At 68.6% G+C, this 25,505-nt stretch carries 27 protein-coding genes; 22 read left to right on the plus strand and 5 right to left on the minus strand.

All coding sequences use genetic code 11. From position 1 onward, the window contains the following. Positions 1–52: 52 nt before the first annotated feature. The 22 genes from A5681_RS07265 (at position 53) to nuoN (ending at position 21,294) form a co-directional block, all read left to right on the plus strand. On the plus strand, positions 53–937 hold the full coding sequence (locus A5681_RS07265; protein ID WP_197498536.1) for a hydroxymethylglutaryl-CoA lyase: 885 nt from the start codon (positions 53–55) through the stop codon (positions 935–937). Beyond that, positions 937–1,551 (plus strand): TetR/AcrR family transcriptional regulator, encoded by a 615-nt coding sequence (locus A5681_RS07270; protein ID WP_197498528.1) that lies wholly within the window; start codon positions 937–939, stop codon positions 1,549–1,551. Before A5681_RS07265 ends, A5681_RS07270 begins: the two co-directional genes overlap by 1 nt. A 10-nt stretch (positions 1,552–1,561) precedes the next feature. Continuing rightward, entirely contained in the window at positions 1,562–2,797 is a 1,236-nt protein-coding gene (locus tag A5681_RS07275; protein ID WP_067271386.1) for an acyl-CoA dehydrogenase family protein, read from the plus strand. Next, on the plus strand, positions 2,794–3,780 hold the full coding sequence (locus A5681_RS07280) for a phosphotransferase family protein (protein ID WP_067271389.1): 987 nt from the start codon (positions 2,794–2,796) through the stop codon (positions 3,778–3,780). The genes A5681_RS07275 and A5681_RS07280 overlap by 4 nt, the downstream gene beginning before the upstream one ends. Further along, positions 3,780–4,118 (plus strand): DUF6285 domain-containing protein, encoded by a 339-nt coding sequence (locus A5681_RS07285; RefSeq protein ID WP_067271392.1) that lies wholly within the window; start codon positions 3,780–3,782, stop codon positions 4,116–4,118. The genes A5681_RS07280 and A5681_RS07285 overlap by 1 nt, the downstream gene beginning before the upstream one ends. 40 nt (positions 4,119–4,158) lie before the next feature. Further along, on the plus strand, positions 4,159–4,548 hold the full coding sequence (locus tag A5681_RS07290) for a nuclear transport factor 2 family protein (RefSeq protein WP_067271395.1): 390 nt from the start codon (positions 4,159–4,161) through the stop codon (positions 4,546–4,548). Between the two features lie 32 nt (positions 4,549–4,580). Then, on the plus strand, positions 4,581–5,117 hold the full coding sequence (locus tag A5681_RS07295) for a YceI family protein (protein ID WP_067271636.1): 537 nt from the start codon (positions 4,581–4,583) through the stop codon (positions 5,115–5,117). A gap of 30 nt (positions 5,118–5,147) precedes the next feature. After that, complete coding sequence (locus A5681_RS07300; protein ID WP_067271403.1) at positions 5,148–5,561, plus strand: response regulator transcription factor; 414 nt, start codon at positions 5,148–5,150, stop codon at positions 5,559–5,561. Between the two features lie 261 nt (positions 5,562–5,822). Beyond that, positions 5,823–6,200, plus strand: coding sequence for an NADH-quinone oxidoreductase subunit A (locus A5681_RS07305; RefSeq protein WP_067271405.1), 378 nt, complete (start codon positions 5,823–5,825; stop codon positions 6,198–6,200). A gap of 7 nt (positions 6,201–6,207) precedes the next feature. Further along, complete coding sequence (locus A5681_RS07310; RefSeq protein WP_067271408.1) at positions 6,208–6,762, plus strand: NuoB/complex I 20 kDa subunit family protein; 555 nt, start codon at positions 6,208–6,210, stop codon at positions 6,760–6,762. After that, positions 6,759–7,484: an NADH-quinone oxidoreductase subunit C gene (locus tag A5681_RS07315; RefSeq protein WP_067271411.1), complete on the plus strand. Its 726-nt coding sequence runs from the start codon at positions 6,759–6,761 to the stop codon at positions 7,482–7,484. Before A5681_RS07310 ends, A5681_RS07315 begins: the two co-directional genes overlap by 4 nt. Continuing rightward, a complete protein-coding gene (gene nuoD / locus A5681_RS07320; protein WP_067271413.1) occupies positions 7,484–8,821 on the plus strand; it encodes an NADH dehydrogenase (quinone) subunit D in 1,338 nt (445 codons plus the stop codon). Before A5681_RS07315 ends, nuoD begins: the two co-directional genes overlap by 1 nt. After that, complete coding sequence (nuoE, locus tag A5681_RS07325) at positions 8,818–9,576, plus strand: NADH-quinone oxidoreductase subunit NuoE (protein WP_067271416.1); 759 nt, start codon at positions 8,818–8,820, stop codon at positions 9,574–9,576. The genes nuoD and nuoE overlap by 4 nt, the downstream gene beginning before the upstream one ends. Further along, entirely contained in the window at positions 9,573–10,901 is a 1,329-nt protein-coding gene (nuoF, locus tag A5681_RS07330; RefSeq protein WP_067271419.1) for an NADH-quinone oxidoreductase subunit NuoF, read from the plus strand. The genes nuoE and nuoF overlap by 4 nt, the downstream gene beginning before the upstream one ends. A gap of 4 nt (positions 10,902–10,905) precedes the next feature. Continuing rightward, positions 10,906–13,320: an NADH-quinone oxidoreductase subunit G gene (locus tag A5681_RS07335; protein ID WP_067271421.1), complete on the plus strand. Its 2,415-nt coding sequence runs from the start codon at positions 10,906–10,908 to the stop codon at positions 13,318–13,320. An 11-nt stretch (positions 13,321–13,331) separates the two neighbouring features. Continuing rightward, on the plus strand, positions 13,332–14,594 hold the full coding sequence (nuoH, locus tag A5681_RS07340) for an NADH-quinone oxidoreductase subunit NuoH (RefSeq protein ID WP_197498537.1): 1,263 nt from the start codon (positions 13,332–13,334) through the stop codon (positions 14,592–14,594). Next, positions 14,587–15,132, plus strand: coding sequence for an NADH-quinone oxidoreductase subunit NuoI (nuoI, locus tag A5681_RS07345; RefSeq protein WP_067271427.1), 546 nt, complete (start codon positions 14,587–14,589; stop codon positions 15,130–15,132). Before nuoH ends, nuoI begins: the two co-directional genes overlap by 8 nt. Before the next feature lie 17 nt (positions 15,133–15,149). Then, complete coding sequence (locus A5681_RS07350; protein WP_156737890.1) at positions 15,150–15,917, plus strand: NADH-quinone oxidoreductase subunit J; 768 nt, start codon at positions 15,150–15,152, stop codon at positions 15,915–15,917. Further along, entirely contained in the window at positions 15,914–16,213 is a 300-nt protein-coding gene (gene nuoK, locus A5681_RS07355; protein WP_007168303.1) for an NADH-quinone oxidoreductase subunit NuoK, read from the plus strand. The genes A5681_RS07350 and nuoK overlap by 4 nt, the downstream gene beginning before the upstream one ends. 10 nt (positions 16,214–16,223) lie before the next feature. Continuing rightward, the gene (gene nuoL, locus A5681_RS07360; RefSeq protein WP_067271435.1) at positions 16,224–18,110 is read left to right on the plus strand and encodes an NADH-quinone oxidoreductase subunit L; all 1,887 of its coding nucleotides are present in this window, start codon (positions 16,224–16,226) and stop codon (positions 18,108–18,110) included. After that, entirely contained in the window at positions 18,107–19,705 is a 1,599-nt protein-coding gene (locus A5681_RS07365) for an NADH-quinone oxidoreductase subunit M (protein WP_197498538.1), read from the plus strand. Before nuoL ends, A5681_RS07365 begins: the two co-directional genes overlap by 4 nt. Next, complete coding sequence (gene nuoN / locus A5681_RS07370; RefSeq protein ID WP_067271441.1) at positions 19,705–21,294, plus strand: NADH-quinone oxidoreductase subunit NuoN; 1,590 nt, start codon at positions 19,705–19,707, stop codon at positions 21,292–21,294. Before A5681_RS07365 ends, nuoN begins: the two co-directional genes overlap by 1 nt. A gap of 2 nt (positions 21,295–21,296) precedes the next feature. Here nuoN and A5681_RS07375 read toward each other — a convergent pair whose 3' ends face one another. The 5 genes from A5681_RS07375 to A5681_RS07395 form a co-directional block, all read right to left on the minus strand. Then, the gene (locus A5681_RS07375) at positions 21,297–21,689 is read right to left on the minus strand and encodes a hypothetical protein (protein ID WP_231996240.1); all 393 of its coding nucleotides are present in this window, start codon (positions 21,687–21,689) and stop codon (positions 21,297–21,299) included. Between the two features lie 64 nt (positions 21,690–21,753). Continuing rightward, complete coding sequence (locus tag A5681_RS07380) at positions 21,754–23,019, minus strand: DUF58 domain-containing protein (RefSeq protein ID WP_067271447.1); 1,266 nt, start codon at positions 23,017–23,019, stop codon at positions 21,754–21,756. A 7-nt stretch (positions 23,020–23,026) separates the two neighbouring features. After that, complete coding sequence (locus A5681_RS07385; RefSeq protein WP_067271450.1) at positions 23,027–24,001, minus strand: AAA family ATPase; 975 nt, start codon at positions 23,999–24,001, stop codon at positions 23,027–23,029. Then, positions 23,998–24,480, minus strand: coding sequence for a hypothetical protein (locus A5681_RS07390; RefSeq protein ID WP_067271455.1), 483 nt, complete (start codon positions 24,478–24,480; stop codon positions 23,998–24,000). Before A5681_RS07390 ends, A5681_RS07385 begins: the two co-directional genes overlap by 4 nt. Then, positions 24,477–25,424, minus strand: a complete 948-nt coding sequence (locus tag A5681_RS07395) for a DUF4129 domain-containing protein (protein WP_067271459.1) — start codon at positions 25,422–25,424, stop codon at positions 24,477–24,479. The genes A5681_RS07390 and A5681_RS07395 overlap by 4 nt, the downstream gene beginning before the upstream one ends. Positions 25,425–25,505 lie beyond the last annotated feature (81 nt).

Consider the following 25,505-nt stretch of genomic DNA (forward strand, 5'->3'; position numbering starts at 1 on the left):
CCGCTTGCGGGGGACGAAGCGATGAGGAGGAGCGGTGCCGACAACTAGACACGTGGCCATCCGCGAGGTGGCGCTGCGCGACGGCCTGCAGATCGAAGCGCCGATCCCGTTGTCGGCCAAGCTGGAACTGCTCGCCGCGATCGCCGCGACCGGGGTGCGCGAGGTCGAGGTCACCGCGTTCGTCTCACCGACGAAGGTGCCGTCGATGGCCGACGCCGCGGAGCTCGCCACCCACCTGCACGACTACCCCGACATCGAATTCTCCGCGCTGGTGGCCAGCCCAAACGGCGCCAAGCGCGCCGTGGCCGCGGGCCTGCGCTCGATCGAATACGTGGTGGCCGCCGACGACACGTTCAGCAAGGCCAACGTCGGCCGCACCAGCGCGCAGGCGACCGAGGCGATCGATGAGATCGTCGCCATCGCGCACGGCGCCGGCGTCACCGTCGAGGTCGTCATCGCCACCGCGTGGGACTCGCCGTTCGAGGGCCCCACCCCGCCCGAGCGTGTGCTCGAGATCGCCGCGGCCGCGCGCGACCGGGGCGCGGACCGCCTGTCGATCGCGGACACGATCGGCACCACCACGCCCGGGCGCGTCAGTTCGCTGGTCGCGCAACTGCGTCCGGTGATCGGCGACCTGCCGCTGGGCGGCCACTTCCACAACACCCGCGGGTCCGGGCTGGCCAGCGCCTACGCCGCGGTCAGCTCCGGGGTGAGCAGGCTGGACGCCTCGGTGGGCGGCCTGGGTGGCTGCCCGTTCGCGCCCGGCGCCACCGGAAACATCGCCACCGAGGACCTGGTGTACCTGCTGGCCGACAGCGGCATCGGCGTCGACGTCGACCTGCAGGCCGCCATCGCGGCGGCCGGAGTCGCCAAATCGGTTGTGGGCCACGACCTGCCGAGCGCGCTGCTGTGCGCCGGCGACCGGATCCGGACCTGATGCCCGACCCGGACACGCTCACCGCCAAGGGTCGCCAAACCAGGCAGGCCATCGAGCAGGCCGCCCGAAAACTGTTCGCCGAACGCGGCTTTCACGGCACCACGTTGGCCGACATCACATCGGCGGCGGGCAAGTCGCCCGCGGTGTTCTACCGGTATTTCGCCGACAAGGAGGACCTGCTCGCCGCCCTGGCCGAGTCGTTCCTGCACGACGTCGTGACTCCGTCCGGTTTGAGCGTCGAGCCACCCGAATCGCCGGACGACGACGCGTTCTTCACCTCGGTGGTCACCGGGTACTGGAACATGTTCAAGCAGAACATCGGCATCATGATCGCCGTGGCGCAGCTCGCCGCCACCCAGCGACGCTTCGCGACCGTCCAGAACGAGTTCCGCCGCTTCGGCATGGACATCGTCGCCGCCTCGGTCCGCCGCGCCCAGGAACAGGGCTACGCGTCCGAGCTCAACGCGCACCACACCGCGGCGGCCATCGCACTGCTCTTCGAGAACTTCACCACCGTGTTCGTCGGCCCCTCCAATCTGGGCATCAAGATCAGCGACGAGGACGCCATCACCACCCTGTCGACGATCTGGAAGAAAACTCTCTACGGCACGTAAGGAGAAAGCTGTGGATTTCACACTGCCCGAACACCTTCCGGGCCTGCTCGCCGAAATGGACGAGTTCATCGAGACCGAGATCAAACCGCTCGAGCGGGAACACATCCAGTATTTCGACAAGCGCCGCGAACACGCCCGCACCGACTGGGACAACGACGGCATCCCGACCCGCGAGTGGGAGGACCTGCTCGCCGAGATGCGCAGGCGCGCCGACAAGGCGGGCTGGCTGCGCTACGGGCTACCGTCGGCACTGGGCGGCCGTGACGGCACCAACGTCGACATGGCCGTCATCCGGGAGCATCTGGCGCACAAGGGACTCGGCCTGCACAACGATCTTCAGAACGAATCGTCGATCGTCGGGAACTTCCCGCAGGTGATCATGATGGAGCGCTTCGGCACCGACGAACAACGGCGGCTCTGGTCCGAGGCCCTGATCACCGGGGAGCGTTCCATGGCGTTCGGGCTGACCGAGCCGCAGCACGGGTCGGACGCCACCTGGCTGGAGACCCGCGCGCAAGCCGACGGTGACGGCTGGATCATCAACGGCTCCAAGCGGTTCAACACCGGCGTCCACCGCGCGACCCACGACCTGGTGTTCGCCCGCACCTCCGGCGAGCCCGGCCAGGCGCGGGGCATCACCGCGTTCCTGGTGCCGACGGACGCGCCCGGGTTCGACGTGCCCTATTACTGGTGGACGTTCAACATGCCGACCGATCACGGCGAGGTTGCGCTGACCGACGTCCGGGTGCCCGCCGACGCGGTGCTCGGCGAGGTGGACCGCGGCCTGGAGGTCGCGCAGACATTCCTGCACGAGAACAGGATTCGGCAGGCGGCGAGCAGCCTCGGCGCCGCGCAGTACTGCATCGACCGCGCCGCCGAATACGCCGGCACGCGGACCGTGTTCGGCAAGCCGCTGTCGGTGAACCAGGCCGTGCAGTGGCCGCTGGCCGAGTTGCAGACCGAAGCCCAGATGGTGCGGCTGCTGGTTCAGTACGCCGCCTGGCATCTGGACCGCGACCACCACATGGAGGTCTCGGACAAGGTGTCGATGGCCAACTACCGGGCCAACCGACTGGTCTGCGACGCCGCCGACCGGGCCATGCAGATCTTCGGCGGCCTGGGCTACAGCCGGCACGAGCCGTTCGAACACATCTATCGCCACCACCGTCGTTACCGGATCACCGAGGGAGCCGAGGAGATCCAGATTCGCCGGGTGGCCCAGCGGCTGTTTAAGTTCGGCAAGTGACGTCGACCGAGGAACTGGCCACCCAGCTCGCCGCGGCGTTGGCGCCGATCCTCGGCGCCGACGTCAACGTCGAGCACCTGCGCGTCCTGACCGGCGGCGCCAGCCGCGCGACGTGGGCGTTCAACGCCGTCGCCGGCGAACGACGGCACGCGCTGATCCTGCGCACCGGCGCGCCGGACGACGTGCACGCCGGCATGGAGCTGGAGGCACGCGCCCAGGCCGCCGCCGCTGCCGCCGGCGCGCCGGTCCCCCACGTACTGATCGCCGACGATTCCCCTGCCGCCCTGGGCAATCCGTTCCTCATCTGCGACGAGATCGCGGGCGAGACCATCGTCCGGCGCATCCAGCGTCAGCTCGACGAGGCGGGCGGTCAGGCAGCCCGCGCGGGGCTGCTGCGGCAATGCGCACAGGCCCTGGCGGCCATCCACCGCGCCGACCCCGACATCCCCGGTCTGGCACGCGAGGATCCGCTCGCGCAGTGGCGTGAGCGGCTCGACGCGATGGGCGACACCACGGCGACCTTCGAATGGGCGTTTCGCTGGCTCGAGGCGCGCCGGCCCGAGCCGTCGGCCGACGTGCTGGTGCACGGGGACTACCGGATGGGCAACCTCATCGTCGACGGGGGCCACCTCGCCGCCGTCCTGGACTGGGAGCTCGTGCACCGCGGCGACCCCTACGACGACCTGGCGTGGTTCTGCATCCGGGCCTGGCGCTTCGGCGCCCCGCCCAGCCTCGGCGCCGGCGGCCTCGGCAGCATCGAGAGCTTCCTGCGGGACTACGAGCAGGCGAGCGGGACTAGCGTCGACCGGGTGGCGTTCCACTGGTGGCTGGTGTTGGCCACGCTGCGCTGGGGCGTCATCTGCCGCTACCAGGCGGAGCGGCACCTCAGCGGCCAGTTCCGCTCCGTGGAGCTGGCCACGATCGGCCGCCGCGTGTGCGAAACCGAGTGGGACCTGCTCGACCTGCTCGAAGGAGCCGCCTGATGATCGGCGCATATGGGCGCCCACTCGCCGCCGAGCTGGTGGCCGCGGTGGCCGAATTCCTCGAGACCGACGTGCGGGCCGCCACCACCGGGCAGGTGAACTTCCACGCCCGCGTGGCCGCCAACGCGTTGCGGATCGTCGAGCGCGAACTGCTCGACGAGAGCGAGGCCGAATCCCGGGCCGCGCTGGCCGACCTGGGATTCGCCGACGAGGAGGAACTGGCCGCCGCGATACGGGCCGGACAGCTGGACGGGCGGGCCCGCGAGGTCACCGCATGCCTGCGCACCTTGGTGCGCCGCCGGGTCGCGGTGGCCCACCCCGGATACGACAGCCAATAGCCCGGCGCCGGCGCGAGCCGTCACGAGAGGAGCAGGAGCCATGCCCGCTGCGAGCGAGGAGATCGTCGCCGACGCGGCCGACCGCCTGTTCACCGCGATCGAGAAGGGTGACTACGCCGCCGTCGACCGGATGTGGAGCGACGACATCGCGGTCTGGCGGGTCGGCGCGCGCCGCGACGACGGCAAGGCCCGCGCGCTGCGCGTCATCAACTGGTTCATCACCGCGACGACCGAGCGCCGCTATGAAATCCTGGACCGGCGGTTCTTTGAGGGCGGCTTCGTCCAGCAGCACGTCTTGCACGCCACCGGCCATGCCGGACAATCGATCTCGATGCGGGTCTGCATCGTGATCCGGGTGGGCGGCAACGGCCGGCTGGACCGGATCGACGAGTACTTCGACCCCGCTGAGATCGCGCCGCTGCTGGACTGACGTTAGATTCGCCACGACAGATGGGGGTGACGATGACGACACTGGAAACACTTCTCAACGATCCGGACCTGGCCGGCGTGTGGAACCTCGTCCCGAACCGCTCGACCGTCGGCTTCAAGATCAGCAACATGTGGGGCCTGGTGCGGGTCAAGGGGCGCTTCACCGAGTTCAGCGGCGACGGCCAACTGACGGGCACGGGATCGGTTTTCGGCCGCCTCGACATCCGCGCGGCCTCGCTGGACACCGGCATCGGCCGTCGCGACAAGCACCTGCGCTCGGCGGACTTCTTCGACGTCGAGCGCTTCGGTGAGATCAGCGTCGTCGTCACCGCGGTGCACCCGACCAAGGGCAAGTCCGCCGATCTGCGGGCCTCCTTCACCATCAAGGGCGTCACCGCGCCGCTGCCCCTGTCCGCCACGGTCACCGAGCTCGACGACGGCTCGATCCGCATCGCCGGGGAGACCAAGGTGGATCGCACCCAGTTCGACCTGGGCTGGAACCGCCTCGGCATGATCGGCTCGACGGCCACGGCGACGGCCGATGTCGTGTTCGTGCGGGCTGCCCAGTGAAGCCGCTGCGACACCAGTAGCATCTGCACCGTGTCCGACTCCAGCCCCGAATCCAGCGTCGCCCTGCGGATCCTGGTCTACAGCGACAACGCCGAAACCCGCGAGCAAGTGATCCGGGCGCTGGGCAAGCATCTGCATCCGGACCTGCCCGAGCTGACCTACCTCGAGGTGGCGACCGCCCCGATGGTGGTCCGGCAGATGGACGAGGGCGGCATCGACTTGGCCATCCTGGACGGCGAGGCCACCCCCACGGGCGGCATGGGAATCGCCAAACAACTCAAAGACGAACTGGCGACGTGCCCGCCGATTCTGGTGCTCACCGGACGCCGGGACGACGCCTGGCTGGCTAACTGGTCGCGGGCCGAAGCCGCCGTGCCGCACCCGATCGATCCGATCGTGCTCGGCCGCACGGTCCTCGGGCTGCTCCGCACCCCCACCCGATAGCCCCGCCGAAGGCGCCTCACCTGCGCCGATAGCGCCCCGACGCGCCCTCATCCGCCCGGCGTCCGCGCTTGCCGCGCGACCGCCAGGTTGCAGCTACGCAAAACTTTCCCGGATACCCCCACCCCGACAAAGCACACCCGTCTTCGCGACGCTATGTTGTGGAGGTCACTGCGACCACCCGCGGCCCGGGTGCGTCACAGCAGCCCGGCCCCCCGCCCGGCCGCCGCACCGGCGACCCGTACGAGGAGATCTTGGAGCGAGTTGAACGTCTACATACCCATCCTGGTGCTCGGAGCAATAGCAGCGGCCTTCGCCGTCGGATCGGTGGTGATCGCGAGCCTGGCCGGCCCGTCGCGCTACAACAAGTCGAAGATGGCCCCGTACGAATGCGGCATCGAGCCGACCGACAGCCCGGTCAGCGGCCCGCACGCGGCGAGCGGCCAGCGGTTCCCGGTGAAGTATTACCTGACCGCAATGCTTTTTATCGTCTTCGACATCGAAATCGTGTTCTTGTATCCCTGGGCGGTCAGTTACGACGCGCTGGGAACGTTCGCGTTGGTCGAGATGGTGGTGTTCATGCTCACGGTCTTTGTGGCGTACGCCTATGTGTGGCGCCGCGGTGGCCTGACGTGGGATTGAGGTAGACGTGGGTCTCGAAGAACAGCTGCCCGGCGGGATTCTGCTGTCGACGGTCGAGAAGGTGGCGGGCTATGTCCGCAAGAACTCGCTGTGGCCGGCGACATTCGGGTTGGCCTGCTGCGCCATTGAGATGATGGCAACCGCCGGGCCAAGATTCGACATCGCGCGGTTCGGCATGGAGCGGTTCTCGGCCACGCCCCGGCAGGCCGACCTGATGATCGTGGCCGGTCGGGTGAGCCAGAAAATGGCGCCGGTGCTGCGGCAGATCTACGACCAGATGGCCGAGCCGAAATGGGTCCTCGCCATGGGTGTGTGCGCCTCGTCCGGCGGCATGTTCAACAACTACGCGATCGTGCAGGGCGTCGACCACATCGTCCCGGTCGACATCTACCTGCCGGGCTGCCCGCCGCGGCCCGAGATGCTGCTGTACGCAATCCTGAAGCTGCACGAGAAGATTCAGGAAATGCCGCTGGGCGTCAACCGGGAAACCGCCATCGCCGAGGCCGAGCAGGCCGCGCTGTCGGCCAGGCCCACGATCGAGATGCGCGGGCTGCTGCGATGAGCTCACCCGACCACGACCCGAAGCAAGCGGCAACCGAAGGGGCCGGCCCGCCCCGGGCCGACGGTGAGGTGATCAACGTTCGCCGCGGCATGTTCGGAATCACCGGCAGCGGCGACACCACCGGATACGGACGGCTGGTCCGGGAGGTCGTGCTGCCGGGCAGCTCGCCGCGCCCGTACGGGGGCTATTTCGACGCCGTGGTGGACCGGCTGGCCGACGCGCTGAAAACCGCCGACGTCGAATTCTCCGACGCGATAGAGAAAGTCGTGGTGTACCGCGACGAGCTGACCCTGCACGTGCGCCGCGAGGCGCTCCCCCAGGTGGCCCAGCGCCTCCGCGACGACCCGGAGCTGCGTTTCGAGATGTGCCTGGGCGTCAGCGGGGTGCACTACCCCAACGAGACGGGCCGCGAACTGCACGCCGTGTATCCGCTCCAGTCGATCACGCACAACCGCCGCGTGCGGCTGGAAGTGACTGCGCCCGACGAGGATCCGCACATCCCCTCGCTGTTCGGCGTCTATCCCACGACGGACTGGCACGAGCGCGAAACCTACGACTTCTTCGGCATCATCTTCGACGGACACCCGTCGCTGACCCGCATCGAGATGCCCGACGACTGGCACGGCCATCCGCAGCGCAAGGACTATCCCCTCGGCGGCATCCCGGTGGAATACAAGGGCGCACAGATACCCCCGCCCGACGAGCGGAGAGCGTACAACTGATGAGCACAATCACTGACTCGACCAACGGCGGAGGCGGCGCCGGAAGCCCGGAAACCGTCTTGGTCGCCGGCGGCCAGGACTGGGACCAGATCGTCGACGCCGCACGCAACGCCGACCCCGGCGAACGGATCGTCGTCAACATGGGTCCCCAGCACCCGTCGACCCACGGGGTGCTTCGGCTGATCCTGGAGATCGAGGGCGAGACCGTCACCGAGGTCCGCTGCGGAATCGGCTACCTGCACACCGGGATCGAGAAGAACCTGGAATACCGCTACTGGACCCAAGGCGTCACCTTCGTGACCCGAATGGATTACCTGTCACCGTTTTTCAACGAGACCGCGTACTGCCTGGGTGTGGAGAAGCTGCTCGGCATCACCGATCAGATACCGGAGCGGGTCAACGTCATCCGGGTGATGATGATGGAACTCAACCGGATCTCCTCGCACCTGGTCGCGTTGGCCACCGGCGGCATGGAGTTGGGCGCGATGACGCCGATGTTCGTCGGCTTCCGCGGCCGCGAGATCGTGCTGACCCTGTTCGAGAAGATCTCCGGTCTGCGCATGAACAGCGCCTACATCCGGCCGGGGGGCGTGGCGCAGGACCTGCCGCCGGGCGCGGAATCCGATGTCGCCGAGGCCCTCAAGCCGCTGCGTCAGGTGTTGCGCGAAATGGGCGGCCTGCTCAACGAAAACGCCATCTGGAAGGCGCGCACCCAGGACATCGGCTACCTGGACCTGACCGGGTGCATGGCGCTGGGCATCACCGGCCCGATCCTGCGGGCCACGGGGTTGCCGCACGACCTGCGCAAGAGCGAACCGTACTGCGGATACGAAAACTATGAATTCGACGTGGTGACCGCCGACACGTGTGATGCTTACGGGCGCTACATGATTCGCGTCAACGAGATGTGGGAGTCGATCAAGATCATCGAGCAGTGTCTGGACAAGCTGAAGCCCGGCCCGACCATGATCGAGGACCGCAAGATCGCATGGCCGGCCGACCTGAAGGTCGGCCCCGACGGCATGGGTAACTCGCCGGAGCACATCGCCAAGATCATGGGCAGCTCCATGGAGGCGTTGATCCACCACTTCAAGTTGGTCACCGAGGGCATCAGGGTCCCGGCGGGCCAGGTCTACACCGCGGTGGAATCGCCGCGCGGGGAGCTGGGCGTGCACATGGTGAGCGACGGCGGCACCCGCCCCTACCGGGTGCACTACCGGGACCCCTCGTTCACCAACCTGCAGTCGGTCGCCGCGATGTGCGAGGGCGGCATGGTGGCCGATTTGATCACCGCGGTCGCCAGCATCGACCCGGTCATGGGTGGGGTGGACCGGTGACGGGCCCGCAGGGACAGCCGGTCTTCATCCGGCTCGGGCCGCCGCCCGAGGAGCCCAACGCGTTCGTGGTCGAGGGTGCGCCGCAGTCGTATTCGCCGGAGGTGCGCGCCCGGCTGGAGGTCGACGCCAAGGAGATCATCGGCCGCTACCCCAACAAGCGCTCGGCGCTGTTGCCGTTGCTGCACCTGGTGCAGGCCGAGGATTCCTATCTGACCCCGGCGGGCCTCGAGTTCTGTGGGGAGCAGCTGGGACTGACCGGCGCCGAGGTGTCGGCGGTGGCGAGCTTCTACACCATGTACCGCCGCGGACCCACGGGTGACTACCTGGTCGGTGTCTGCACCAACACGCTGTGCGCCATCATGGGCGGCGACGCGATATTCGACGCGCTGAAGGAACATCTGGGCGTCGGCAACGACGAGACCACCCCCGACGGCTCGGTCACCCTGCAGCACATCGAGTGCAACGCCGCCTGCGACTACGCCCCCGTCGTGATGGTCAACTGGGAGTTCTTCGACAACCAAACGCCGGAGTCGGCGCGCGAACTCGTCGACTCGTTGCGCTCCGGTGAACCCAAGCCGCCCACGCGGGGCGCCCCGCTGTGCGCCTTCCGCGAGACGTCCCGCATCCTGGCCGGCCTGCCCGACGAACGCCCCGACCAAGGCCAGGGCGGGGCGGGCGAGGCCACCCTGGCCGGCCTGAAGGTGGCGAAGGAACACGGCATGCAGGCGCCGAATCCCCCGGGGCGCCAGTCATGACGAGCTCCCAGGCCACGCCGCTCACGCCGGTCATCAGCCGCTTCTGGGACGACCCCGAATCCTGGACCCTGGAGACCTACCACCGCCACGAGGGTTACGAGGCGATGAAGAAGGCGCTGGCCATGTCGCCCGACGACGTGATCGCCGCCGTCAAGGACTCCGGGCTGCGCGGCCGCGGCGGCGCCGGCTTCTCGACCGGCACGAAGTGGTCGTTCATCCCGCAGGGCGACACCGGCGCGGCCGCCAAGCCGCATTACCTGGTGGTCAACGCCGACGAGTCGGAACCCGGTACGTGCAAAGACATTCCGTTGATGCTGGCGACGCCGCACGTGCTCGTCGAGGGCGTCATCATCGCCGCCTACGCGATCCGGGCCAGCCACGCGTTCATCTACGTGCGCGGCGAGGTGCTGCCGGTGTTGCGGCGCCTGCAGAACGCGGTGGCCGAGGCCTACGCCGCCGGATACCTGGGCCGCGATATCAACGGCTCGGGGTACGACCTGGAGCTGGTGGTGCACGCCGGCGCCGGCGCCTACATCTGTGGCGAGGAGACCGCGCTGCTGGATTCCCTGGAAGGCCGGCGCGGGCAGCCCCGGCTGCGGCCGCCGTTCCCCGCGGTGGCGGGACTCTACGGCTGCCCGACGGTGATCAACAACGTCGAGACGATCGCCAGCGTGCCGTCCATCATCGGAAACGGCGTCGACTGGTTCCGGTCCATGGGCACCGAGAAATCGCCTGGCTTCACGCTGTATTCGCTGTCCGGGCACGTGGCGCGCCCCGGCCAGTACGAGGCGCCGCTAGGTATCACGCTGCGCGAACTGCTCGCCTATGCCGGCGGCGTGCGGGCCGGGCACCGACTCAAGTTCTGGACCCCCGGCGGATCGTCCACCCCGCTGCTCACCGACGAGCACCTCGACGTGCCGCTGGATTACGAGGGCGTGGGCGGTGTCGGCTCGATGCTGGGGACCAAGGCGCTGGAGATTTTCGACGAAACCACCTGCGTGGTGCGGGCGGTGCGGCGCTGGACGTACTTCTACAAGCACGAATCGTGCGGGAAGTGCACCCCCTGCCGGGAGGGCACGTTCTGGCTGGACCAGATCTACACGCGCCTGGAGACCGGCGAGGGCACCAGCGAGGACATCGACAAGCTGTTGGATATCTCCGACACCATCCTGGGGAAGTCGTTCTGCGCGTTGGGCGATGGCGCCGCCAGCCCGGTGATGTCGTCGATCAAATACTTCCGTGACGAATACGTGGCCCACGTCGAGGGCGGTGGTTGCCCGTTCGACCCCAGAGACTCCATGCTGACGCCGAACGGAAAGGCTTGACACTTTGACTAGTGCCGCCAAAACCGAGACCGGTGACGAGGTACGTCCACCGGAAATGGTCACGCTGACCATCGACGGCAACGAAATCAGCGTGCCCAAGGGCACATTGGTGATCCGCGCGGCCGAGTTGATGGGCATCCAGATCCCGCGGTTCTGCGATCACCCGCTGCTCGAGCCGGTCGGGGCGTGCCGGCAGTGCCTGGTCGAGGTCGAGGGCCAACGCAAGCCGATGGCGTCCTGCACCACCGTGGCCACCGACGACATGGTCGTGCGGACGCAGCTCACTTCCGAGGCCGCCGACAAAGCCCAGCACGGCGTGATGGAGCTGCTGCTCATCAACCACCCGCTGGATTGCCCGATGTGCGACAAGGGCGGCGAGTGCCCGCTGCAGAACCAGGCGATGTCCAACGGCCGCACGGATTCTCGCTTCACCGACGTCAAGCGCACCTTCGCCAAGCCGATCAACATCTCCGCGCAGGTGCTGCTGGACCGTGAGCGCTGCATCCTGTGCGCCCGCTGCACCCGGTTCTCCGAGCAGATCGCCGGCGACCCCTTCATCGACATGCAGGAGCGGGGAGCCCTGCAACAGGTCGGCATCTACGCCAACGAGCCGTTCGATTCGTACTTCTCGGGCAACACGGTGCAGATCTGCCCGGTCGGTGCGCTGACCGGAACGGCCTACCGCTTCCGCGCCCGCCCGTTCGACCTGGTGTCGAGCCCCAGCGTCTGCGAGCACTGCGCGTCCGGCTGCGCCCAGCGCACCGACCACCGGCGCGGCAAGGTGCTGCGCCGCCTGGCCGGCGACGACCCCGAGGTCAACGGGGAGTGGAACTGCGACAAGGGCCGGTGGGCGTTCACCTACGCGACCCAGCAGGACGTGATCACCACGCCCCTTATCCGCGATGCGGACGGCGCTCTGGTGCCCGCGTCGTGGTCGCACGCGATAGCCACGGCGATCCGGGGCCTCGAGGCGGCCCGCGGGCGCACGGGTGTACTGGTCGGCGGCCGGGCGACGCTGGAAGACGCCTACGCCTACTCGAAGTTCGCTCGAATCGTCCTGGACAGCAACGACATCGACTTCCGCGCCCGCCCGACCTCGGCTGAGGAGGCCGACTTCCTGGCGTCGCACATCGCGGGCCGGCGCAACGTCAGCTACTCCGACCTGGAATCGGCGCCCGTGGTGGTGCTCGTCGGCTTCGAGCCCGAAGACGAGTCCCCCATCGTGTTCCTGCGACTGCGCAAGGCCGCCCGCAAGCGCGGGCTGCCGGTGTACGCGGTCGCGCCGTTCGCCACCCGGGCGCTGACGAAGATGTCCGGACATCTGATCAAGACCGCTCCCGGAGGCGAGGCCGCGGCGCTGGACGGCCTGGCCAGCGGTGAGGTGGGCGACCTGCTCTCCTCACCCGGCGCGGTCATCATGGTCGGGGAACGGCTGGCCACCGCGCCCGGTGGATTGTCCGCCGCGGCCCGGCTCGCCGAAGCCACCGGGGCCCGGCTGGCGTGGGTGCCGCGGCGAGCCGGCGAGCGCGGCGCGCTGGAGGCCGGCGCGCTGCCCACCCTGCTGCCCGGCGGCCGCCCACTCGACGACGAGTCGGCCCGCGCCCAGATCGCGGCGGCGTGGCACGTCTCCGAATTGCCTTCCGCCGCAGGGCGTGACGTCGAGGGCATCCTGGCCGGCGCCGCCGACGGGACGCTCGGCGCCTTGCTGGTCGGTGGTGTCGAACCCGACGACTTCGCCGACCCCGAGGCGGTGCTGGCCGCGCTGGACTCCGCGGGCTTCGTCGTCAGCCTGGAGCTGCGGCAGAGCGCGGTGACCGATCGCGCCGACGTGGTGTTTCCGGTCGCGCCGACGACGCAGAAGGCCGGCGCCTTCGTCAACTGGGAGGGCCGCTACCGCCCCTTCGAGCCGGCGCTGCGCGGGACCATCGCGCAAGCCAGCCAGTCCGACCACCAGGTGCTCGACGCACTGGCCGAGGAGATGGGCGTCTATCTGGGGCTGTCGACCGCAGAAGCGGCCCGCACCGAACTGGCCGGGCTGGGCACCTGGGACGGCGGCTGGGCGAGCGGCCCGTCCGTCGCGACGCCGCAGCCGGCCCAGCCCGGTGCCGGCGAGGCCGTGCTCACCGGCTGGCGGATGCTGCTCGACAACGGCCGGATGCAAGACGGTGAACCGCATTTGGCCGGAACCGCGCGCAAATCCGCGGTCCGGCTGTCGGCCGACACGGCCGCTGAAATCGGCGCCGCGGACGGCGACGCGGTGACGGTCAGCACGCCACGCGGATCGATCAGCCTGCCGCTCGTCATCACCGACATGCCCGACCGGGTGGTGTGGCTTCCGCTGAACTCGCCGGGTTGCGCCGTGCAGCGGCAGCTGGGCGTAACGCTGGGCAGCACAGTGAAAATCGGAGTGGGATCATGACGGCGAGCACCTTGTCCGCATTCGGACACGACACCTGGTGGCTGGTGCTGGGTAAGGCGCTGGCCATCTTCGTGTTCCTCATGCTCAACGTGCTGGTCGCGATCCTGCTGGAACGCAAGATCCTGGGCTGGATGCAGCTTCGGCCCGGCCCCAACCGGGCGGGACCGTGGGGCACGCTGCAAAGCCTGGCCGACGGAATCAAGTTGGCGCTCAAGGAGACCATCACGCCCGGCGGGGTCGACAAGTTCGTCTACTTCGCGGCGCCGGTCATCTCGACGATCCCGGCGTTCACCGCGTTCGCGTTCATCCCGTTCGGCCCGGTGGTGTCGGTGTTCGGCCACCGCACTCCACTGCAGCTGACCGACCTGCCGGTCGCTGTGCTGTTCATTCTCGGGTTGTCGGCGATCGGGGTGTACGGGATTGTGCTGGGCGGCTGGGCATCCGGGTCCACCTACCCGCTGCTGGGCGGCGTGCGCTCCACCGCCCAGGTCATCTCCTACGAAGTGGCGATGGGGCTGTCGTTCGCGGCGGTGTTCCTCTACGCCGGCTCGATGTCCACGTCCGAGATCGTCGCCGCGCAGGACCGGGTCTGGTACGTGTTCCTGTTGCTGCCGTCCTTCGTGATCTACCTGATCTCGATGGTCGGTGAAACCAACCGCGCCCCATTCGATTTGCCCGAAGCCGAGGGCGAGCTGGTCGCCGGCTTCCACACCGAGTACTCGTCGCTGAAGTTCGCGATGTTCATGCTCGCCGAGTACGTCAACATGATGACGGTCTCGTCGCTGGCCACCGCGTTGTTCTTCGGCGGCTGGCACGCGCCCTGGCCGATCAACATGTGGGCGGGCGCCAACACCGGATGGTGGCCGGTGCTCTGGTTCACCGCCAAGATGTGGACCTTCCTGTTCATCTACTTCTGGCTGCGGGCCTCGCTGCCCCGCCTGCGCTACGACCAGTTCATGGCGCTGGGCTGGAAGTTGCTGATCCCCGCCTCGCTGGTCTGGGTGCTGATCGCGGCCGTGATCCGCACCATGCAGAACCAGGGGTATGCGCACTGGACCCCGGTGCTGGTGGTCAGCAGCATCGTGTTCGCCACGGCGCTGGTGCTGTTGTTGCGAAAACCGTTCGCCACGCCGGGCATTCGCGCGCTGGAGCGACAGCTCCGCCGCCAGGCCAAACAGCTGCCTGCCGGAGAGACCTCCATACCCGTATTCCCGACACCGCCGCTGCCGATGAAGTCCCTGGCGGCGGCGAGCAAGGAGAAAGCACGTGGCTAAATTCTTGGACGCCGTGGCCGGCTTCGGCGTGACGTTCGGATCGATGTTCAAAAAGAACGTCACCGAGGAGTATCCGGAGAAGCCGGGTCCCGTCGCGCCGCGCTACCACGGCCGGCACCAGCTCAACCGTTACCCGGACGGCCTGGAGAAGTGCATCGGGTGCGAGCTGTGCGCGTGGGCCTGCCCCGCCGACGCGATCTACGTCGAGGGCGCGGACAACACCGAGGAGCTCAGGTATTCGCCCGGTGAACGCTACGGCCGGGTCTACCAGATCAACTACCTGCGCTGCATCGGCTGCGGCCTGTGCATCGAGGCCTGCCCGACCCGCGCGCTGACGATGACCAACGACTACGAGATGGCCGACGACAACCGCGCCGACCTGATCTACGAAAAGGACCGGCTGCTTGCCCCCCTGCTGCCCGACATGACCGCGCCGCCGCACCCCCGGGCGCCCGGCGCCACCGACAAGGACTACTACCAGGGCAATGTCACCGCGGACGGGCTGCGCGACGCCGAGAAGGCCGGGGAATCCCGGTGACTGGGTTCACGGGCCAGCTGCTGGCCTCCGACACCATCGTCCGCACCTCCACCGGTGAAGCGGTGGCCTTCTGGGTGCTGGGCGCGCTGGCGCTGATCGGCGCCATCGGGGTGGTGCTCGCGGTCAACGCCGTGTACTCGGCGATGTTCCTGGCCATGACGATGATCATCCTGGCGGTCTTCTACATGATCCAGGACGCGCTGTTCCTGGGTGTCGTCCAAGTCGTGGTCTACACCGGCGCGGTGATGATGCTGTTCTTGTTCGTGCTGATGCTGATCGGCGTGGACTCCGCGGAATCGCTGAAGGAGACGCTGCACGGCCAGCGCATCGCCGCGGTGCTGGCGGGGATCGGCTTCGGCGTCCTGCTGATCGCCGCGATCGGCACCGCCGCGACCGGCGGCTTCGCGGGGCTGACCACCGCCAACTCCAACGGCAACGTGGAAGGGCTTGCGGCGCTGATCTTCTCCCGTTACCTCTGGGCGTTCGAACTCACCAGCGCCCTGTTGATCACGGCGGCCATCGGGGCGATGGTGCTGGCCCACCGCGAACGCTTCGAGCGCCGCAAGACGCAGCGGGAGCTGTCGCAGGAGCGATTCCAGCCCGGCGGACACCCGACCCCGATGCCCAGCCCCGGCGTCTACGCGCGCCACAACGCCGTCGACGTGGCCGCGCTGCTGCCGGACGGGTCCTACTCGGAGCTGTCGGTGTCGCCGATCCTGCGCAGCCGCGGCGCCGACGGCAAGGCGACTCCCTCCCGGCAGGCGATCAAAGGTGGCACGTCGTGAATCCGGCCAATTACCTCTACCTTTCGGCCCTGCTGTTCACCATCGGAGCCTCGGGTGTGCTGTTGCGGCGCAACGCCATCGTCATGTTCATGTGCGTCGAGCTGATGCTCAACGCGGTCAACCTGGCGTTCGTCACGTTCGCGCGGATGCACGGCCACCTCGACGGGCAGATGATCGCGTTCTTCACGATGGTCGTGGCCGCGTGTGAGGTCGTCGTCGGTCTGGCCATCATCATGACGATTTTCCGTGCCCGCAAATCGGCGTCGGTCGACGACGCGAACCTACTCAAAGGCTGATAACGCCAACATGACTCACTACACCTGGCTGCTGGTGGCGCTGCCGCTGGCGGGTGCCGCGATCCTGTTGTTCGGCGGCCGACGCACCGACCCGTGGGGGCACTGGCTGGGCTGCGCCACCGCGCTCGCGGCGTTCGGCGTCGGCGTGAGCCTGCTGAGCGAACTGCTCGGCCGCGGCGCCGAGGACCGGGTCATCCACCAGACGGTGTACACCTGGATCCCGGTCGGCCAGCTGCAGGTGGACCTCGGCCTGCAAATCGACCAGCTGTCAGTGTGTTTCGTCTTGCTGATCTCCGGAGTCGGGTCGCTCATCCACATCTATTCGGTCGCCTACATGGCCGAAGACCCGGATCGGCGACGGTTTTTCGGTTACCTCAACCTGTTCCTGGCCTCGATGCTGTTGCTGGTGGTCGCCGACAACTACGTGGTGCTCTACGTCGGCTGGGAAGGCGTGGGCTTGGCGTCCTACCTGCTGATCGGGTTCTGGTACCACAAGCCCACGGCGGCCACGGCCGCCAAGAAGGCGTTCGTGATGAACCGCGTCGGTGACGCCGGGCTGGCACTGGGAATGTTCTTGATGTTCAGCACCTTCGGCACGCTCTCCTACGCCGGGGTGTTCGCCGGCGCACCCGCCGCCGGCCGCGGCGCGCTGACGGCGATGGGCTTGCTGCTGCTGCTGGGCGCCTGCGCCAAGTCCGCGCAGGTCCCGCTGCAGGCCTGGTTGGGTGACGCCATGGAGGGCCCAACCCCGGTGTCCGCGCTCATCCACGCCGCCACCATGGTGACCGCCGGCGTCTACCTGATCGTGCGGTCCAACCCGCTATACAACCTGGCGCCCGATGCGCAAACCGCCGTCGTGGTCGTCGGCGCGGTCACGTTGCTACTCGGTGCGTTCATCGGCTGCGCCAAGGACGACATCAAACGCGCGTTGGCGGCCTCCACGATGAGCCAGATCGGTTACATGGTGCTGGCCGCCGGGCTGGGCCCGGCCGGCTACGCGTTCGCGATCATGCACCTGCTCACCCACGGTTTCTTCAAGGCCGGGTTGTTCCTCGGCTCCGGCGCGGTGATCCACGCGATGCACGAGGAACAGGACATGCGCCGCTACGGCGGTCTGCGAGCGGCGCTGCCGGTCACCTTCGCCACCTTCGGCCTGGGCTATCTGGCCATCATCGGCGTGCCGCCGTTCGCGGGCTTCTTCTCGAAGGACGCCATCATCGAGGCCGCGTTGGGCGCCGGCGGCGCCCGCGGTTACGTGCTGGGCGGCGCGGCGCTGCTCGGCGCCGGCGTCACCGCGTTCTACATGACGCGCGTGATGCTGATGACCTTCTTCGGCAAAAAGCGTTGGGGCCCAGGCACTCATCCCCACGAGGCACCCGGCCTGATGACCTGGCCGATGATCCTGCTCGCCGTCGGCTCGGTGTTCTCGGGTGGGCTACTGGCGTGGCGGGGCACCCTGCAGCGCTGGCTCGAGCCGGTCGTCGGCAAACACGAAGAGGTCACCCGCGCCGTCCCGGTGTGGGTCAACACCGCCCTGGCGCTGGGCGTCGTCGCGATCGGGATCGCGGTGGCCTACCGGTTGTACGCCAACGCGGAAATCCCCCGGGTGGCCCCGCTTTCCGTGTCGCCGGTCACGACGGCCGCGCGCAGGGACTTCTACGGCGACGCCTTCAACGAGGAGGTGTTCATGCGCCCCGGAGCCGAACTCACCCAAGCGCTGGTCGATGTCGACAACGCGGGCGTGGACGGCTCGGTGAACGCGCTGGCCGCCCTGGTGGGCCGGACTTCGAATCGCCTGCGGGGGCTGCAGACCGGCTTCGCCCGCAACTACGCATTGTCGATGCTGACGGGCGCGGTCCTGGTGATCGCGCTGATTCTGGCGGTGAAACTGTGGTGAATAACCTTCCGTGGCTGAGTGTCCTGTGGCTGGTGCCGCTGGCCGGCTCGGTGCTCGTCATCCTGCTGCCACCGGGGCTGCGCCGGCTCGCCAAGTGGACCGGGCTGGTCTTCGGCATCCTCACGCTGGCCGTCGCGATCGTCGTCACCCTCGGCTTCAAGTCCGGTGGCAGCACTTACCAATTCGTCGAAAGCCATTCCTGGATCCCGGCGTTCGGTGCCACCTACTCCCTCGGCGTGGACGGCATCGCCGTGGTGCTGGTGCTGCTCACCGCCGTGCTGATCCCGGTGCTGCAGGTGGCCGGCTGGAACGACGGAGATGGTGACGACTCGTCGCGAAGCGGCGAGCGCAGCCCTCGCGGCGTGCACGCCTACGTCGCCCTGACGCTGGCGATCGAGTCGATGGTGCTGATCTCCGTGGTCGCGCTCGACGTGCTGCTGTTCTACGTCTTCTTCGAGGCCATGCTCATCCCGATGTACTTCCTGATCGGTGGCTTCGGCGGCGGTCCGGGCCGGTCACGCGCGGCGGTGAAGTTCTTGCTGTACAACCTGTTCGGCGGGCTGATCATGCTGGCCGCGGTGATCGGGCTGTACGTGGTGACCGCGCAGCACGGTTCGGGCACCTTCGACTTCCGCGAGATCGTGGCGGGCGTGGCCTCCGGCCGCTACGGCGCCGACTCCGCGGTGTTCAAAGCGCTGTTCCTGGGCTTCATGTTCGCCTTCGCCATCAAGGCGCCCCTATGGCCCTTCCACCGCTGGCTGCCCGACGCCGCCGTCGAGGCCACCCCGGCGACCGCGGTGCTGATGATGGCCGTGATGGACAAGGTCGGCACCTTCGGCATGCTGCGCTACTGCCTGCAGCTTTTCCCCGGCGCCTCAACGTATTTCCGCCCCCTGATCATCGTTCTGGCCGTCATCGGGGTGATCTACGGGGCGATCGTGGCCATCGGGCAGACCGACGTCATGCGCCTGATCGCCTACACCTCCATCTCCCACTTCGGGTTCATCATCCTGGGCATCTTCGTGATGACGAGCCAGGGACAGAGCGGGTCGACGCTGTACATGCTCAACCACGGGCTGTCCACGGCGGCGGTGTTCCTGATCGCGGGATTCCTGATCTCCCGGCACGGCAGCCGCGCGATCGCCGATTACGGCGGGGTGCAAAAGGTGGCGCCCATCCTGGCCGGCACGTTCCTCGTGTCGGCCATGGCCACCCTGTCGCTGCCGGGACTGGCGCCGTTCATCAGCGAATTCCTGGTGCTGCTGGGCACTTTCAATCGGTACTGGCTGGCCGCCGCGTTCGGTGTGACCGCGCTGGTGCTGTCCGCCATCTACATGCTCTGGCTCTATCAGCGCATGATGACCGGCCCGGTGGCCACCGGCAACGAGAAGATCGGTGACCTGCGGGCGCGCGAATTGGTCGTGGTGGCACCGTTGATCGCCCTGCTGTTCGTCCTAGGGGTCTACCCCAAGCCGGTGCTCGACATCATCAACCCTGCCGTCGAAAACACGATGACCACGATCGGACAGCACGATCCCGCGCCGAGCGTGCCGGCCGTCAACCGCGCACCCCGGACAGCCGAAGGACCGCGATGATGACCCTCCCCACCCCCAGCATCGAGTACTTCCTGCTCTGCCCGACGCTCATCGTGTTCGGCGTCGCGGTGGTGGGAGTCCTCGCGGAAGCGTTCCTGCCCAGGCGGGTTCGCTACGGCGCGCAGGTGACGTTGGCCCTGGCCGGTCTGATCGCGGCGTTCGTGGCGACCGTGGAGGTGGCCGAGTCGATTCCGGCCTCCGGCCGTGCGACCGTGCTGGGCGCCATGGCCATCGACCGGACCACCCTGTACCTGCAGGGCACGGTGCTGCTGGTCGCGGCGCTGGCGGTGATCTTCATCGCCGAACGCACCCAAGCCAAAACGGAGAGCAAGGTTGCCGCGGGTGTGGGAGCCGCCCGCCCGGCCGGCCTGGATTCGTTCACCCCGCAGGCCTCCGCGGTTCCCGGCAGCGACGCCGAGCGCGACGCCGAGCGGGCCGGGGCCGCGCAGACGGAGCTGTTCCCGCTGTTGATGCTGTCGGTCGGCGGCATGATGGTGTTCCCGGCATCAAACGACCTGTTGACGATGTTCGTTGCGCTCGAGGTCCTTTCGCTGCCCTTGTACCTGATGTGCGGCCTGGCCCGGCATCGGCGCCTGCTGTCCCAAGAGGCCGCGATGAAGTACTTCCTGCTGGGCGCGTTCTCGTCGGCATTCTTCCTCTACGGCGTGGCGCTGCTGTACGGCGCGACCGGCACCCTGCTGCTGACCGGCATCCGGGATGCGCTGGCGGCACACGGGGACACGTCGATGGCGCTGGTGGGTGTCGCGCTGCTGGCCGTCGGCCTGCTGTTCAAAGTGGGTGCGGTGCCGTTCCATTCGTGGATTCCCGACGTCTATCAGGGCGCGCCCACGCCCATCACCGGGTTCATGGCGGCGGCCACCAAGGTCGCGGCCTTCGGCGCGTTGCTGCGGGTGGTCTACGTCGCGCTGCCGCCGCTGCACGACCAGTGGCGACCGGTGCTGTGGACCATCTCGATTCTCACCATGGCGGTGGGCACCATCACCGCGGTGAACCAGACCGACGTCAAGCGTATGCTGGCCTATTCGTCGGTCGCCCACGTCGGGTTCATCCTCACCGGCGTCATCGCCGACAACCAGGCGGGCCTCTCGTCCACGCTGTTCTACCTGCTGGCCTACAGCTTCAGCACCGTCGGCGCGTTCGCCATCGTGAGCCTGATCCGCGACGACGACGGCGTCGAGGACGCCACGCTGTCACACTGGGCGGGGCTCGGGCAGCGCTCACCCATTGTGGGCGTGATGTTTTCGATGTTCCTGCTGGCCTTCGCCGGTATCCCGCTGACGAGCGGCTTCGTCAGCAAGCTCGCCGTGTTCAAGGCCGCGGCGCAGGGCGGCGCGGCGCCGCTGGTAATCGTCGGTGTGGTCGCCAGCGGTATCGCCGCCTACTTCTATGTGCGGGTGATCGTGTCGATGTTCTTCACCGAGGCGACCGACGACACCCCGCATGTGGTGGCGCCGGGCATTCTGAGCAAGGCGGCGATCGCCGTGTGCGCCGTGATCACCGTGGCGTTGGGCATCTTCCCGCAACCGCTGCTCGACTTGGCCGATCACGCCGCCCAACTGCTGCACTGAACTCAGTTCAGGAACGGGCGCACGGCCAGCACGTAGGCCGCCAGCGCCGCCAGCGGCGCGGCCAACGGCAACCACGGCAGTTGCAGCGGGAACAACGTTGCGACCAATCCGGCGAACGTAAAGCCCACGGCCCCAACGACCGTCGGCCAGCTGCCCAGCACCGCCCCGGCTCCCCGGCCGGCCGCGTGGCGGCAGACCAGGTATGCGGCCGCGCATAGGCCGGACAGTGCGACGAACACCGGTGGGGGATCGTTGAGCGCGATGGTGGCCACCGACAGCAAGACTGCAAGGGTTGCGGCGGGGCGAAATACCGCTCCCCCGACCACCGCGATCAGCGCCGCCGCCCAGGCTGCCACCGCCGGGCCGTGCGAGCCGTCGGCGGCCAGGCCCACCATCAGCAAACCGAATGCGGCCGAGAACACCGGGGCCCACAGCCGCGGCACCGCGCCCGCGTCGCCGCTAGCCACGGAGCCGTCCCCGCACCCGCCGGCGGCGGTCCGGCAGCACACCCATGGATTGCTCCAATCCGCCGTCCTGATGCCACAACACGATGTCGACGCCGACGGTTGCCATGTCGCGGTACATGGCGGACCGCTGCAGCGCCCACATCCGGTTCACCAACGGATCCTGCTCGCCCTCGAACGGGGTGCTGTCGAGGATGTCGACGGCGATGACGACATGGCCGCGCCTGCGCAGATCGATCAGCGCGAGCGCGAATTCGGTGTCCAGGAGCGTGGAGAACGCGATGACAATCGCGCCCGCGGGGACGGCAGCGCGCGGCGCCAGAGTGCCGGTGGTGTTCTCGAATCGGTCGCCGGCGCCGAGCACCGTGTCGAGCACCCGATAGAACTGGCGCTGCCCGATGTCGGCGCCCAGCCAGCGCGGGTGATTGCCGCCCAGGGCGACGATCCCGGCGCGGTCACCGTGCCGCAGGGCCGTCTGCACGACCTGCGCGGCGCCGCGCACGACGCGTTCGGTGGCGGCGGTCGCGGGGCCCGCCGGTTGCCGGTACGTGTCGATCAGCACCACCACGTCGGCCGCGCGATCGGTCAGGCGTTGCGTGACATGCAGCTGGCCGCGGCGCGCGCTCACCGGCCAATTCACCGCGCGCAGTTGGTCTCCGGGCACGTAGGGGCGGATGTCGGCGTACTCGACGCCCGGGCCGATGTGCCGGGTGAGGTGGGCACCCAGGCGGTCGAGCAGCTCGGTCTGCGGGATGGGCGTCGGCTGCGGCGGAGTCAACGGAAACACGATGACTTCCGCCGCGTCGACGACGGCCGTCCCGGACAGCAGCCCACCCCGGGCGACCGCGTCGACCCGGGCCCGGATGAAGTACCGGCCCCAGCGTTGCGCCGTCGCCGCAACCGTTGTGGCGTCCCGGGAATCGGCGTCGAGGACTTCGAACTGCATCCCCTCGACGGCCGGAACCGTCAGCTCGACTGCGGAGGTTCCCGTCGCCTCGCCGGCTTCCGTCGCCCAGATGCGCAGCCGCGCCCGGTCATCCTCGAAGCAACGCTGCGAATCCGGGTCGCCGTGCACGCGGACCGTCGGCACGGGTCGTTGCCAGCTGATCGAGCACAGCACGCCGAGTAGCGGTGCGGCGAACGCGACCAGCTGCCACCGCGCGCCGATCACCGCGACCGCCAGCGCCAACCCCGCGCACGTCGCGATGGCCCGCGTCAATGGCGATGCGCCCCAGCGGAACTCGACCTCGCGAGCGGTCACGCCGCGCTCATCCGGAGTCAGTCTGACCGCCGGTCCGCGGCACCGGCAGGCGGCGCAGCAACTCACCCACGACGTCGGCGCCCTGAATTTTTCGCACCCACATCTCCGGGCGCAGGGTGATTCGGTGTGCGACCGCCGGGACGGCGAGCGCCTTGACGTCCTCAGGAATGACGTAGTCCCGCCCGAGCAGAAGCGCGCGGGCGCGGGCGAGTTGAACCAAGTCGAGTTCGGCGCGGGGGCTGGCGCCCACCGCCACCTGCGGATGGTGCCGGGTGGCGTTGGCCAGCGAAACCACGTAGTGCAGCACGTCTTCGTGGACGGTCACCTGCTCGACCGATTCCCGCATCGCGAGCAGGTCGTGGGCGTCCACCACCTGGCTGACGGTCGGCTCGTTCGAGCCGCGTTCGAGGCGGCGCCGCAGCATCGCGGTCTCGTCGCGCTCGGAGAGGTACCGCAGTTCCAGGCGGATGGCGAACCGGTCGAGCTGCGCTTCCGGCAGCGGGTAGGTGCCCTCGTACTCGATCGGGTTGTCGGTGGCGAGTACGATGAACGGCTTTGGCAGCTGGTGTGTTTCGCCGTCGATGCTCACCTGGCCTTCGGCCATCGCTTCCAGCAGCGCCGCCTGCGTCTTGGGCGGCGTGCGGTTGATCTCGTCGGCGAGCAAGAGGTTGGTGAAGATGGGACCGGGCCGGAAGGCGAAGCGGCCCGACTGCATGTCGTAGATGGTCGAGCCGAGCAGGTCGGCGGGCAGCAAGTCCGGGGTGAACTGCACGCGGGTGAACTGCAGCCCCAGCGCGGCGGCGAACGACCTGGCGATCAGCGTCTTACCCAGGCCGGGCAGGTCCTCGATCAGGACATGGCCCCGCGCGAGCACCGTGGTGAGGATGAGTGTGAGCGCGGAACGCTTTCCCACTACCACGCGCTCGATCTCGTCGAGCACCGCCTCGCAGCGCGCTGTGGTTGTTGCCGCCGGCAGCGTCATACCTGTTCCAACTTTCGCAGAATCTCTTCCAGGGCCGCGCGGCCGGGACCGGGCCGCCGGTCACCGGTCCGCGCAACGTTGTTCGGATTAACCCATTCCCACAGTTCGCTCCCGAAGAGCATTTGACCGCTCGCCTGATACGCCACGGGGTCTTTGGATCGCCTTTCGCCCGTGGCCAATTCGTATCGGCGCGCGAGCATGGGGCGCAGGTGCCGATCCCAGTCCACCCGGGTGGACTCCGACCAGCGGATCGTCGTCTCGGTGTTGGACAGCCAGCGGCGCAACGAGTCGCCGAGGTCGTCGGGCTCCGCTTCACCCTCGTTCTGCATGCCGCGGCCCAGCACCCGACGCACGGTGAGCAACACCAGCGCGAGGGCACCACCCGAGGTGGCCAGCAACAACCGCCGGTCCTGAAGTATCAGCGCCAGCAGCTCGATCCCGACGATCAGGCAGACGCCAAGGGCCAGAGTCTTTCTCATGCGGGACTCCGGGATCTCAGCTCGTCGAGCACCAACTGCAGCACCCGCACCGCCTCGTCGCGGTGGCCCTCGTTCATGACGTGCGGACTGAAGCGCGCCTCGGCGAACAGGCTCACCAATTGCACGGCGTTGTCGGCGTGCAGCGCACGGTGCTCGACCGCCCGAGCCAGCACCTCGGTCGGGGTGTCGAAGTCCTGCGGGGCGGCGCCGGGCACGTTGGCGAGCTCGCGCTCCATCGCCGCGTAGCAGGCGATGATCGCCTCGCGGGGTTCGCGGCTGAGGTCGGTCATCTCGGCCAGGCCGCGTTCGGCCGCCCGCGCCAGCGATTCCGAACGGGTGGGCGGCGCCGCGGATTCCACCAAGTCATCGGCGACGGCGCCCGGTGTGGCCGCGCCGGCCCGGCGCCGCGACATGACGATCGTCCCGGTGGCGATGATCAACATCATGGGGACGGTGGCGGCGAGCAGGACGCCGAACATGTCCCCGTTCGGCGGATGTGGCCGCCGCGGCGCCGGGGCGTCGGCATGCTCGGCGGACGGAGCGCCGCTCGCCGGTGCGGGCGGCGCCTGGCCGACGGGGTGGGACGACAACAGGCGGGACCCGACCAGCACGATCGACAGCCAGGCGACGATGATCGCCAGCCCGATCAGCACGACCCGCCAGCTCGGCCGGCCCCTGCCGGTGCCGAGCATCTCGGACAGCTGGCCGGCCTGCGGTGCCGCCGCGCGCGGGTCCCGCAGCCTCGCGATGACCGCGATCGCCACCAGTGTGCATGCCGCCCCGAGGATCGCCACCACGATGATCGCCGCCGCACCGCTGCCGGCGGCCTCGCCCCGCGGCCCGTGGGGTGGGGCGGGCAGGTAACCGCGCAGGGCGGCCGAGACGGCGAGCAGCAGCACGATCAGGGCGACGACGCGCCCCGTGGCCTTGTCCACACCAGGCATTGGCACACCACTCGACCGGTTGGCTATGCCTCATCCTGGCACGCCGGACCGGGGGTTATCCACAGTCCGGCCTTCATCCAC

This window comes from Mycobacterium scrofulaceum, from assembly GCF_001667885.1.
Taxonomy (GTDB): Bacteria; Actinomycetota; Actinomycetes; order Mycobacteriales; family Mycobacteriaceae; genus Mycobacterium; species Mycobacterium scrofulaceum_C.

Excerpts from the sequence above, each read along its gene's own strand:
- nuoN (WP_067271441.1), top strand. The coding sequence starts at position 19,705 with ATGACCCTCCCCACCCCCAGCATCGAGTACTTCCTGCTCTGCCCGACG.
- A5681_RS07270 (WP_197498528.1), top strand. The coding sequence starts at position 937 with ATGCCCGACCCGGACACGCTCACCGCCAAGGGTCGCCAAACCAGGCAG.
- nuoL (WP_067271435.1), top strand. The coding sequence starts at position 16,224 with ATGACTCACTACACCTGGCTGCTGGTGGCGCTGCCGCTGGCGGGTGCC.
- nuoF (WP_067271419.1), top strand. The coding sequence starts at position 9,573 with ATGACGAGCTCCCAGGCCACGCCGCTCACGCCGGTCATCAGCCGCTTC.
- A5681_RS07375 (WP_231996240.1), bottom strand. The coding sequence starts at position 21,689 with ATGGTGGGCCTGGCCGCCGACGGCTCGCACGGCCCGGCGGTGGCAGCC.
- A5681_RS07295 (WP_067271636.1), top strand. The coding sequence starts at position 4,581 with ATGACGACACTGGAAACACTTCTCAACGATCCGGACCTGGCCGGCGTG.
- A5681_RS07290 (WP_067271395.1), top strand. The coding sequence starts at position 4,159 with ATGCCCGCTGCGAGCGAGGAGATCGTCGCCGACGCGGCCGACCGCCTG.
- A5681_RS07285 (WP_067271392.1), top strand. The coding sequence starts at position 3,780 with ATGATCGGCGCATATGGGCGCCCACTCGCCGCCGAGCTGGTGGCCGCG.
- A5681_RS07395 (WP_067271459.1), bottom strand. The coding sequence starts at position 25,424 with ATGCCTGGTGTGGACAAGGCCACGGGGCGCGTCGTCGCCCTGATCGTG.
- A5681_RS07315 (WP_067271411.1), top strand. The coding sequence starts at position 6,759 with ATGAGCTCACCCGACCACGACCCGAAGCAAGCGGCAACCGAAGGGGCC.
- A5681_RS07385 (WP_067271450.1), bottom strand. The coding sequence starts at position 24,001 with ATGACGCTGCCGGCGGCAACAACCACAGCGCGCTGCGAGGCGGTGCTC.
- A5681_RS07390 (WP_067271455.1), bottom strand. The coding sequence starts at position 24,480 with ATGAGAAAGACTCTGGCCCTTGGCGTCTGCCTGATCGTCGGGATCGAG.
- nuoD (WP_067271413.1), top strand. The coding sequence starts at position 7,484 with ATGAGCACAATCACTGACTCGACCAACGGCGGAGGCGGCGCCGGAAGC.